The organism is Muriicola marianensis, from assembly GCF_014638095.1.
Taxonomy (GTDB): domain Bacteria; phylum Bacteroidota; class Bacteroidia; order Flavobacteriales; family Flavobacteriaceae; genus Muriicola; species Muriicola marianensis.
Genome location: NZ_BMFH01000001.1, coordinates 1,278,410 through 1,291,052, shown reverse-complemented (window position 1 = coordinate 1,291,052; position 12,643 = coordinate 1,278,410). Strand labels below are relative to the sequence as shown.

At 50.6% G+C, this 12,643-nt stretch carries 5 protein-coding genes; all 5 read left to right on the top strand.

Translation table 11 applies throughout. From position 1 onward, the window contains the following. Positions 1 to 64 precede the first annotated feature (64 nt). Positions 65 to 997: a tRNA epoxyqueuosine(34) reductase QueG gene (gene queG, locus IEV19_RS05900; protein WP_188369743.1), complete on the top strand. Its 933-nt coding sequence runs from the start codon at positions 65 to 67 to the stop codon at positions 995 to 997. Positions 998 to 1,122: 125 nt separating this feature from the next. Further along, positions 1,123 to 2,427: an MFS transporter gene (locus IEV19_RS05895; protein ID WP_188369742.1), complete on the top strand. Its 1,305-nt coding sequence runs from the start codon at positions 1,123 to 1,125 to the stop codon at positions 2,425 to 2,427. Between the two features lie 119 nt (positions 2,428 to 2,546). Further along, on the top strand, positions 2,547 to 4,850 hold the full coding sequence (locus tag IEV19_RS05890) for an NADP-dependent malic enzyme (protein ID WP_188369741.1): 2,304 nt from the start codon (positions 2,547 to 2,549) through the stop codon (positions 4,848 to 4,850). A gap of 32 nt (positions 4,851 to 4,882) precedes the next feature. After that, positions 4,883 to 5,464: a Holliday junction branch migration protein RuvA gene (ruvA, locus tag IEV19_RS05885; protein WP_188369740.1), complete on the top strand. Its 582-nt coding sequence runs from the start codon at positions 4,883 to 4,885 to the stop codon at positions 5,462 to 5,464. Between the two features lie 5 nt (positions 5,465 to 5,469). Continuing rightward, positions 5,470 to 12,579 (top strand): T9SS outer membrane translocon Sov/SprA, encoded by a 7,110-nt coding sequence (gene sov, locus IEV19_RS05880; protein WP_188369739.1) that lies wholly within the window; start codon positions 5,470 to 5,472, stop codon positions 12,577 to 12,579. Positions 12,580 to 12,643 lie beyond the last annotated feature (64 nt).

The window sequence follows — 12,643 nt, the reverse complement described above, 5'->3', positions numbered from 1 at the left end:
CGCTCTGCTCGGGAGGCTGCATAATACTAATTTCCTATTTTCGTTTGAAATCAATTACTGAGCATTGAGCAATCCCATTTCAAAACATACCGCATTCATTAAGAGGGAAGCCAATAGACTTGGTTTTCTCTCCTGTGGGATCTCCAAAGCAGAATTCCTGGAGGAGGAAGCACCCAGGCTTGAAAAATGGCTCAGGCAAGGCATGCACGGTGAGATGGGGTATATGGAGAATCACTTCGACAAAAGGCTCGATCCCCGAAAGCTGGTCGATGGGGCAAAGTCTGTAATCTCCCTCCTGCTCAATTATTACCCTTCTCAGCAACAGGAGGAAGGGACCTATAAGATCTCTAAATACGCCTACGGCAAGGACTATCACCAGGTGATCAAGAGCAAACTCCGGGAGTTACACGCGTTTATCAACAGGGAAATCGGGGAGGTGCAAGGCAGGGCCTTCGTGGATTCTGCTCCCGTTTTAGACAAAGTATGGGCGGCCAGAAGCGGCCTAGGATGGATAGGCAAGCACAGCAACCTGCTCACCCAGCAGGTGGGGTCCTTTTACTTTATCGCCGAACTGATCGTAGACCTGGAACTGGAGTACGATACCCCTGTAACAGATCACTGTGGTTCCTGCACCGCCTGTATCGATGCCTGCCCGACCCAGGCCATAATACAACCCTATGTGGTAGACGGAAGCAAATGCATCTCCTACCTCACCATTGAATTGAGGGATGAGATCCCAACCTCTTTCAGGGGCAAGATGGACGACTGGGCTTTTGGGTGTGACGTTTGCCAGGATGTGTGCCCGTGGAACAGATTCTCCAAGCCCCACACAGAGCCTGAATTTGAGCCCCATCCGGACCTGCTGGGGATGAGCAAGAGGGATTGGGAGGAGATCACGGAAGAGGTATTCCAGAAGGTGTTTAAAGGATCGGCAGTCAAGCGGACCAAATTCCTGGGCCTGAAAAGGAATATAGCCTTCCTGGGCTCCGGAGATTAGCCGCCCAACAGGGGGATATGCCCCGTATTTTAGGAAGAATTTTTAGGAAGAGGGAGATAAAATACTATCTTGACAGCTGTTTAACCTCGAAAATCACCCCGGGCACCGGGTAAATTCTAGAAAGTATGAAGATCAGCAAACCCGAACTCAGTTTCTGGCAGATATTTAATATGAATGTCGGGTTCCTGGGGATACAATACAGTTTTGGACTGCAGCAAAGTGCGATCAATCCCATTTTCCTGTTTTTAGGGGCGTCTGAAGAAATACTACCCATCCTTAATATCGCCGGGCCGGTTACCGGACTGGTGGTTCAGCCCCTGATCGGCGCAATTTCCGATAAGACCTGGTCTCCGCGATGGGGGAGAAGAAAACCTTTTTTTCTCATAGGGGCCCTGCTGGGGAGTATGTGTTTGTTCGCCTTTCCCCTGAGTCCGGCTCTTTGGTTCGCAGTGGGTTTACTCTGGATCCTCGATGTGGGGAATAATATGGCCATGGAACCCTATAGGGCATTCGTAGGCGATAAACTTCCGGACAGGCAATTAAGCCTTGGATATCAGATGCAAAGTTTGTTCGTAGGGGCCGGGATACTGCTGGCCAATGCTTCAATCTTCCTGTTCCAGGACTGGTTTGGAGGAGGAGAGGAAATTTCCGGTGAAGTTCCAAAATGGCTGTACTACTCTTTCTTTATCGGCTCTTTCCTGTCTATAGCCACGATCTTATGGTCGGTCTTAAAAACCCCGGAAATACCCCCTTCAGATGAGGAATTAGCTGAGATCAGAAGCCACAGGCAAATGTCCTTTTCAGCCCGGTTTAAACTGCCCTTTAAGGAGATTGCTGAGGCGGTCAAGGATATGCCCAATTTTATGTGGAGACTCTCGGCGGTATATCTTTTTCAGTGGTATGCGCTTTTTATTTACTGGCAATTTATCACTCCGCTATTCAGGGCCACCATGGGCTTCGACACTTCACAGGCAGCTGCGCAGGCGGCCAAAATGAGCACTACTTACAATGTGGTAACCACGGTAGTGGCCCTGGTCCTGGTACCCCTGACCATGAGATTTGGAGGAAAAAAGATCTATGCTTTAAGTCTCCTGGGAACAGCTGTTGCCCTATTCACCATTCCGAATATCACAGACCCTGTTTATGTGCTTTACCCCATGGTATTCTTTGGGATAGGATGGGCGGCCATGATGGGGATTCCGTACAGTATGGTTTCCAAAATCGTACCTCAGGAACGAAGAGGGGTATACATGGGGATTCTCAACATGATGATAGTGATCCCGATGGGGATACAGACCCTTACCTTTGGTCCCATCTTCAAGAATCTGCTGGGGGCCAATTCTGTGAATGCCATGTTTTTTGCCGGGACCTTCTTTGTGATAGCGGCGCTTCTAGCGACCCGACTCAGGGTCACCAAAGAGCACCAGTAATTCGGATATTGCTATAATTTTTCGAATACACTTCCCGGTGTCCTCAAATTGCATTGAAGAGGGTTGACCGGTTTATTTTAAAGGGAAATACCCTTACATTTGCGAAAGACATTTACCATATGGGGAAAGATAAAAAGAGACGGGAAGCCCTTATTTACCATGCGAAACCCACTCCGGGTAAGATCAAGGTAGTCCCGACAAAACCATATTCCACACAAAGAGACCTGGCATTGGCCTATTCCCCCGGGGTGGCCGAGCCCTGTCTGGAAATAGCCAAGGATGTTGAAAATGTATACAAGTATACGGCCAAGGGCAACCTGGTAGCGGTGATCTCCAACGGTACGGCGGTTTTGGGGTTGGGAGATATAGGCCCTGAGGCTTCTAAACCCGTGATGGAAGGGAAATCCCTCCTGTTCAAGATCTTTGCGGATATTGATGGGATCGATATTGAAGTAGATACCAAGGACATCGACAAGTTCATCGAAACGGTCAAGGCAATAGCCCCCACTTTTGGCGGTATCAACCTGGAAGATATCAAGGCACCCGAGGCCTTTGAGATTGAACGCCGGCTAAAAGAAGAACTCGATATACCTGTGATGCATGACGATCAGCACGGTACCGCGATCATCTCAGCTGCTGCGCTGCTCAATGCACTTGAACTGGCTAAAAAGAAAATAGAAGATGTGCGGATCGTGATAAGCGGTGCGGGTGCCGCAGCGATCTCCTGTACCAAGCTGTACAAGGCCCTGGGAGCAAAGGCCGGCAATATTATCATGTTAGACAGCAAGGGGGTAATCCGCAGGGACAGGGAAAACCTCTCTGAAGAGAAATTGGAGTTCTCCACGGAGCGCGACTTCCACGATCTCAAGGATTCCCTAAAAGATGCGGATGTGTTTATCGGACTTTCCATTGCCGATATCATGACTCCTGCCATGTTGAAATCCATGGCCGAGAATCCCATTGTTTTTGCCATGGCTAATCCCGACCCCGAGATCAAATACAGCCTGGCCGTTAAGACCCGGAAGGACGTGATCATGGCCACAGGCAGGTCTGATCACCCCAACCAGGTGAACAATGTGCTGGGTTTCCCGTTCATCTTTCGGGGGGCGCTCGATGTTCGGGCGACCAAGATCAACGAAGAAATGAAAATGGCCGCGGTAAAAGCCCTGGCCAGGCTGGCAAAGCAACCGGTTCCTGAACAGGTGAATATAGCCTATGGGGAAACCCGCCTCACCTTTGGCCGCGAATATATCATCCCTAAACCCTTCGATCCCCGGCTAATTTCGGAGATCCCACCTGCTGTTGCCAAGGCAGCGATCGAAAGCGGGGTTGCGAAAATGCCTATCACGGATTGGGAGAAATACCGGGAAGAATTGTTGCAGCGCTCCGGGGATGACAACAAGGTAATGCGCCTCCTGATGAGCAGGGCCAAGAGTAATCCCAAACGAATCGTCTTTGCCGAGGCAGATCAGCTGGATGTTCTGAAGGCTGCGCAGATCGCTTACGAGGAAGGGATCGCCATGCCCATCCTGCTGGGGAACACTGAGGTCATCAAAGAGCTAAAAAAGGAACTCGAGTTCGATGCGGAGGTTCCCATTATCGATCAGTACGGGCAGAATTCCTACGAAAAGCGCATGTATTACGCCCAAAAATACTGGGAGGCCAGAAGGAGGAACGGGGCCACCCTATACAGTGCAAAAAGCCGTATGAGGGAGCGGAATTACTTCGGTTCCATGATGGTCCTGGAAGGGGATGCAGATGGGATGATCTCCGGGTATTCCAGGTCTTATGCCACCTCCATCAAACCTGTTTTTGAAGTGATAGGCAGGGCTTCTAACGTCTCTAAGGCCGCTACGGTGCATATCATGATCACCAGCCGGGGTCCGTTGTTCCTGGCTGACACCTCGATCAATATCGACCCGTCCGCCGAAGAATTGGCTGAAATCGCTGTCATGACGGCTAACCTGGCCAAGGCATTCAGTTTCGACCCGGTGATGGCTCTGCTGTCCTACTCCAATTTCGGTTCTTCTAACCACCCTCACGCCAGCAAGGTAAAAGAGGCAGTCAGGATCTTGCATGAGACCCATCCTGAACTTGTCGTAGACGGAGAGATCCAGACAGATTTCGCCCTCAACCGTGAGTTGCACGAAAGCCAGTTTCCATTCTCCAAGCTGGCAGGAAAGAAAGTGAATACCCTCATTTTTCCCAACCTGGAAGCCGCAAATATCACCTATAAACTCCTCAAGGAATTGCACGCCGCCGACACGATCGGACCCATCATGCTCGGGTTAAAACGGCCTGTACATATCTTACAGCTGGGCGCCAGCGTGGAGGAAATGGTCAATATGACGGCAGTGGCAGTGATCGATGCTCAGGAAAGGGAAAAGCGAAGGAATGCGAAGAAAAAACAAAACAAACAATAAGACCGTTACCTGTCTGCCTTAAGGATTGACCTATGATTACACACCTTCAGGGACGACTCGTTGAAAAACACCCCACACACGTGGTCATCGACTGTCAGGGCATTGGATATTTTGTGAATATATCCCTGAATACCTTCTCACAGTTGCCCGAGGGTGAGAACATCCGCCTGCTCACACATCTGCAGGTAAAGGAGGACTCCCATACTCTTTTCGGGTTTATGGAAGCATCCGAACGGGAGTTGTTCCGTTTGCTGATATCGGTTTCGGGAATAGGAACCAGTATTGCGAGAACCATGCTTTCCTCTATGGATCCACACCAGATCATGGACGCCATAGCCCAGGCAAATGTACCTGTGATCCAGGGAATCAAGGGGATAGGTGCAAAGACCGCCCAGCGGGTGATCCTGGACCTCAAGGACAAGATTTTAAAAATTCACGATCAGGACGAAGTTTACTCAAATTCAAACAATACAAAGAAAGATGAAGCGTTATCTGCTTTAGAGGTTCTTGGCTTTCCGAGAAAGCAGGCCGAAAAGGCGGTGGACAAAGTGATCAGTCAGGATGCTTCGCTTAGCGTAGAGAACATTATCAAACATGCGCTGAAAAATTTGTAAAAAGTTTGAAAACAGGGGCAAAGACTTTTCTTAAATTTTCATTTAAGCTTTTTTTCCTATTCTTCATTTTCCTTTGGACCGGAACTGCCACGTCCCAGGAAACCGATGAACCGGCTGCCGATTCAGTCCAGACCGGAATAGCCCTTGGGAAAATAAAGATGCCCAACCCCAAGAGCATTGTTTCCAAATATACGTACGACCCCCAGTTAGATCGCTATATCTACACCGAGACCATCGGCGATTACGATATCGGATATCCTGTGATCCTGACTCCTGCCCAGTACCTGGCCCTGGTGCGAAAGGAGAATATGAAAAGCTATTTCAAGGACAAGATCGATGCCTATTCCGGGAAAAAAGAAGGTAGCGAGGAAGCCAGGAGAAACCTACTTCCGAATTTCTATGTCAACAGCAATTTCTTTGAGTCCGTCTTCGGGGGAAATACCATCGAAGTGATACCTCAGGGTTCTGTAGCCATGGACCTCGGGGTGATCTGGCAAAAGAATGACAACCCGGCCCTCTCTCCCAGGAACAGGACCAACCTTTCCTTCGATTTCGACCAGCGTATCAGCCTGAGCATGCTCGGGAAGGTAGGGGAGCGCCTGCAGGTTACAGCTAATTACGATACGGAGGCTACCTTCGACTTTCAAAACCTTGTAAAACTGGATTACACCCCGACTGAGGATGATATCATCCAAAAGATCGAAGTGGGAAATGTCAACATGCCCCTGAACAGTTCCCTGATCACAGGCGCCCAAAGCCTGTTCGGGGTGAAAACCCAGTTGCAGTTCGGTAAGACCACGGTTACCGCGGTCTTTTCCGAGCAGCGTTCGCAGAACAATACTGTAGTGGCGCAGGGGGGAGGAACCGTAAACGAATTTGAACTCACCGCCCTCGACTATGATGAGGATCGCCACTTCTTCCTAGCCCAGTACTTCAGGGACCAGTATGATCAGGCCCTGGCCAACTATCCTTTTATCCGCAGCCAGGTGCAAATCACCCGGCTCGAGGTATGGGTGACCAACCGCAGCCAGCAAACCCTTAATGTCCGGAATGTTGTGGCTCTGCAGGACCTTGGAGAGGCCCTGGATGAGAAGACCAGGATCGGCAGGCTCAATGGCGAACCCGCCGGATTCTTTAATGTCTCGGGCACCAATCCGGAACTTCCCAGGAACGGGGCAAACGATTTTGACCCGGCTTTAATCGGGAGCGGAGGAGTCCTGACGGAGGATATCCGGGATATCGCGACCGTAGATAACGGATTTAATATTTCTACCGGCTACCAGATCAACCAGGGGTTTGATTACGCCATCCTTGAAAATGCCCGTAAGCTGGAACCCACCCGGGATTACCAGTTCAATTCCCAGCTGGGGTACATTTCCCTCAACCAGCGCCTCAGCAATGATGAGGTATTGGCCGTGGCTTTCCAGTACACCTTCAACGGAGAGGTCTACCAGGTGGGTGAATTTGCCAACGGGGGCCTCGACGCGACTACCGTAGCCGGAGGAGTGACCCCGGAGATCACCAACAATACCCTGGTCCTGAAGTTGCTCAAGAGCAATATCACCAATGTGGGCGATCCTATCTGGGACCTCATGATGAAAAACATATACGCCACAGGGGCTTTTCAGTTGAGCGAGGAGGATTTTAAGCTGAATATCCTTTACTCAGATCCCACGCCCAGGAACTATATCACGCCTGTTGACCCCAACGCGGGCTGGCCCGATGTGCCCAAACCCCTGGAAGACCGAATCCTGCTGGATGTCTTCAACCTGGATCGCCTGAATGTGTATCGGGATGTGCAACCCGGAGGAGATGGATTCTTCGACTTCGTCCCCGGGATCACGGTCAACACCCAGGGAGGGCAGATCATCTTTACCAAGGTAGAGCCTTTCGGGGAGTACTTGTTTAACCTGTTAGGGGGTGGAACCTATGATGTCGATAATGACCAGGGATACAATGTAAATCAACAGAAATATGTATTCCGGAATATGTACGCCAATACGAAGGCAGCCTCCCTACAGGATGCGGAAAAGAACCGGTTCCGGCTCAAGGGACGATATAAATCGGAAGGCAGCAACGGAATTCCCATCGGGGCTTTTAACGTACCCAGGGGTTCTGTGCGCGTCACGGCCGGGGGAAGGCAATTGCAGGAAGGAATTGATTATACGGTCAACTACCAGGCAGGAACGGTACAGATCCTCGATCCGAGCCTGCAGAATTCCGATACGCCCATCAACATCTCGGTGGAGAACAATGCGGTGTTTGGCCAGCAGACCCGCCGATTCACCGGGGTGAACATAGAGCACCAGTTCAATGAGAAGTTCGTTTTGGGAGGGACCCTGCTTAACCTGAATGAGCGACCCCTCACCCAAAAATCCAATTTCGGGATAGAGCCTGTTAACAATACCATCTTTGGCCTTAATGGAAATTTCTCAACCGAAGTTCCCTTCCTGACCCGCCTGGTCAATAAATTGCCGAATATCGACACAGATGTACCCTCGAACATCTCCCTGAGGAGCGAGGTGGCTTATCTCATCCCGAATTCGCCAAAGAATGCAGATTTCCGTGGAGAAACGACCACCTATCTGGATGATTTTGAAGGGGCGCAGGCGCTGATCGATATACGGGCTTCCCTGGGCTGGACCCTGGCGAGTACGCCACTTGAATTTTTAGATGAAGGGGAAACGGGCCTGGAAACCGGATATGAAAGGGCAAAAATGGCCTGGTACACCATAGACCCTATATTCTTTACCAACCAGAGACCCCCGGGAATCTCGGACAACGACCTCTCTACCAATGAGACCCGGAGGGTGTTTATTGATGAGGTCTTCCCCCAGATCGACATCGCACAGGGGCAGACCACTGTACAGAATACGCTGGATATCGCCTATTACCCCAACCAAAAGGGTCCCTACAATGCCAACCCCAATTTTGCCGGGGAGCAACCCACAGAAAAGTGGGCGGGGATCATGCGCTCCCTCAGCAGTACCAATTTTGAACAGTCGAATGTGGAATTCGTACAGTTCTGGGTGATGGATCCCTATGTGGACGGTATAGCTACCGGCCCGGGGGAACTGGTTATCAACCTGGGGAACATTTCGGAAGATATCCTCGCCGACGGGCGCAAGCAATACGAGAATGGCCTGCCCGGGGTGAACAGCAATGACCTGACCACCAGTACCATCTGGGGTAGGGTCCCTGCCACCCAGTCCCTGGTCTATGCCTTCGATGCAGACGAGACCAACAGGACCTTGCAGGACCTCGGTTTTGACGGTCTGGATGACAGCCAGGAAGCTACACAGGGATATAACGGTCCGCCCGAAGACCCTGCCCTCGACAACTACCAGTACTACCTCAACAGGGAAGGGGGCATCCTTGAGCGCTATTTCGACTTCAATAACCCTGATGGCAATTCACCGGTTGCAGTAAGCAATACGAACCGGGGTTCTACAACCCTACCGGACGTGGAGGATATAGACCGCGACCTGACTATGAATACCATTAACAGCTATTACGAGTACCGAATTCAGATAAGGCCCAACACAACAGTGAATGATCCCTATGTTACTGACATCAAGGAGGGCATTACCCCCAACCTGCCCAATGGCTCGCAACTGAACCGGCGCTGGATACAGTACAAGATCCCCCTGAGTGATTTTACAAATGCAGTTGGCGGGATCTCTGATTTCAGGTCCATCAGCTTTATGCGGATGTACCTCACGGGCTTTACCGATGATGTGGTCCTTCGATTTGCCACTCTCGACCTGGTCAGGGGTGATTGGAGAAATTATCTGAAAAGTCTGCAATCTAACGGGGACGACCCCTCGGACGATGGAACGCTGGTGGATGTGAATACAGTCAACATCGAAGAGAACAATTCCCGTATACCTATCCCCTATGTACTGCCCCCGGGAGTCTTCAGGGAACAGTTGAACAACAACAATACCATCATCCGCCAGAATGAGCAGTCGCTTTCCTTCCTGCTGGAAAACCTGGAGCCCGAGGATTCAAGAGGGGTGTTCAAGAACGTGAATATGGACCTGAGGCAATATGAGCGCCTGAAAATGTTCATGCACGCCGAAAAGATCCTGGATTCGGACTACCTCGATGACGATGTTCCCCTGGTGGGCTTCTTGAGGATAGGAACTGATTTTTCTGAGAACTTTTACCAGATAGAGGTTCCCCTCCAATTCACATCTTTTGGTGCTTCCCAGGCTGAAGATATCTGGCCCGCCATCAACGAGCTGGACATTGCCCTGGACGATCTGAAAAAGGTAAAATCCCAGGGCATTGCCGATCAGACTCTCGGAGATATAAGCTATTACGAGATCATCGGTGGGACCGTAGTCCCCGTGACAGAATTCGCACCGAGGACCCCGGGACAGATCCGGATCGGGATCAGGGGTAACCCTTCCCTCGGAAGCATACGCAGCATGATGGTGGGTGTTAAGAACATAGACAATGTCCCCGCACGGGGAGAAGTGTGGTTCAACGAACTCCGTCTGGCCGGACTTGACAACCAAGGCGGATGGGCAGCTATCGCGGCCTTTGATGGAAATATAGCCGATTTTGCCAATGTTTCCGCTACGGGAAGCAAGAGTACGTCTGGCTTTGGAGCCATAGACCAGATGCCTAATGAAAGGGCCAGGGAAGATGCGATCTCCTATGACGTGGTGACAAACGTAGAGCTGGGTCAGCTCCTCCCGAGGAATTGGAATCTGCAGATTCCATTTAACTACGGTATTTCCGAGCAATTGATCACCCCTGAATTCGACCCGGTTTATGACGATCTCAAGCTGGAAGACAGGATTGCCGCAGCCAATACTGCTCAGGAAGCCGAAGAGATAAGGGAGCAGGCCGAAGATTATACCAAACGCACTAGTATCAACTTTATCGGCGTCAGAAAGAACCGTGGGGAAGAAGCCGAGGCGAATTTCTTTGATGTGGAGAATTTTACCTTTAACTACTCCTACAATGAAACCGAGCATCGCGATTTTGAGGTTGCCAGCCTCAGGGATCAGAATGTGAGGGCAGGCTTTGTCTACAACCACAATTTCAGGCCGGCCAACGTGGCTCCCTTCGCCAAAAACGACTCACTCTTCAGGGGGAATTACTGGAAATGGCTGAAGGACCTCAACTTCAACTTGCTGCCGACGAGTATCTCCCTCCAGTCAGACATCAACCGTCAGTTCAACCAGCAGCGATTCAGGGACGTACTGGAACCCGGGGTTGAAAGGCTCGAACTGCCCCTTCTGCAGCAGCGGAATTATCTGTTTAACTGGCAATACGCACTCAATTACAGCATTACGAGATCGCTTCGACTCAACCTCACAGCCTCCAATAATAACATCGTGAGGAATTATTTCGAAGAAGAAGGGAATCCTAACTCCCTGATCGATCAGCAACTCAACATCTGGGATGGTTTCTTTGACATAGGGGAACCCAACCGCCATGCACAACAGATGCAGCTGAACTACGAGCTGCCCCTCAACAAGGTACCCATCCTCGATTTTATCAATGCACAGTACACCTATACCAGTAACTTCGACTGGCAGAGGGGGGGAGATGCCATTCGGGAAGTGACCGGAGAGGATATCAATACCGTTCAGAATGCCAATACGCATAACCTGACCGCCACCCTGAACATGCAGCGGTTTTACGACAAGATCGGACTCAAGAAAGAAACCGGAAAGGTGTCGGCGACAACTGTAAGGAGAGATAAGGCAGGCAACCTGCCCACCGGTGCCCAGGCAGCGGCCGCACCCAAGAAGACGAGCGGACTTTGGAATACAGCGGTAGATGTGCTTACCATGGTCAAGAGGCTGAACATCAACTACAACGAAAACAACGGGCAGGTCCTGCCGGGATATACCCAATCCATCGGGTTTATTGGAACGACGAGACCTTCCCTTGGATTTGTATTCGGCAGCCAGGCCGATGTACGTTTCGAAGCTGCCAGGAACGGCTGGTTAACGGTCTTCCCGGAATTCAATCAGCAATTCATCAAAAGGACCAACAAGCAATTAAACGTAACCGCTACTGCCCAGCCTGTTCAGGACCTCACTATTGACCTGGTAGCAGACAGGCAGTTCTCTAGCAGCCTGCAGGAGAATTTTAAGGTGCAGGACGGGGAGTACATCGTACAGACCCCGAATACCTTTGGGAATTTTAGTATCTCCACCATGATGCTCGGTACGTTCTTCTCCAAGAGCGATGAATTTACCTCAGAAAATTTCGAGACCTTTAAGGAGAACAGGATCGTCATCGCCAATCGTATTCTTTCAGACCGGGGCGGGGCCGATGAAGGCCTGGACGCCGATGGGTTCCCACTCCGTTATGGGAAAACAAGCCAAGACGTACTCCTGCCTGCATTTTTTGCGGCCTATACGGGTCAGGATGTGAACAGGGTGAACCTGGATGCATTCAGGGAGATCCCCATCCCCAACTGGAATATCAAATACACAGGGCTCATGCGCAACAAATGGTTTAAGAGCAAGTTCAAGCGTTTTTCCCTCAGTCATGGGTACAGGGCTGCCTACAGTATTAATAGCTTCCAGACCAACCTCGAACGGCAGAACGGGACAATAGATCCGGAGACTCAGGATCTCCTTCCCACGAACATCATCAATAATGTGGTCCTGACAGACCAGTTTAATCCCCTGATGCGAGTCGACTTCGAAATGAAAAATTCCCTGAGTGTAGTGGCAGAAGTCAGGGCAGACAGGGCCCTGTCTTTGAGCTTTGACAACAACCTGCTCACGGAGATCAACGGGAAGGAATACACGGTGGGACTCGGATACCGGTTCAAGGACGTCACTTTTGTGACCAACATCGGCGGAGAAAAACAGAGGCTTAAAGGGGACCTTAACCTTAAGGCAGATGTGAGCCTTAGGGACAACATCACTATCATCAGAAACCTTGACCTCGACAACAACCAGATCACCTCAGGGCAGAATTTATTATCGATCAAATTCACGGCAGATTACGCCCTGACCAAGAGCCTGAATGCCCTCTTCTTCTACGACCATTCCTTCTCCCAGTTCGCGGTCTCCACAGCCTTTCCCCAGACCACGATCAACACGGGCTTTACCCTGCGCTACAACTTCGGAAATTAAGGGGTTTTGTTTTTTGAAAACCAAGACAGAATCCGTTACATTTGCCTGCACAACTAATTTTCAG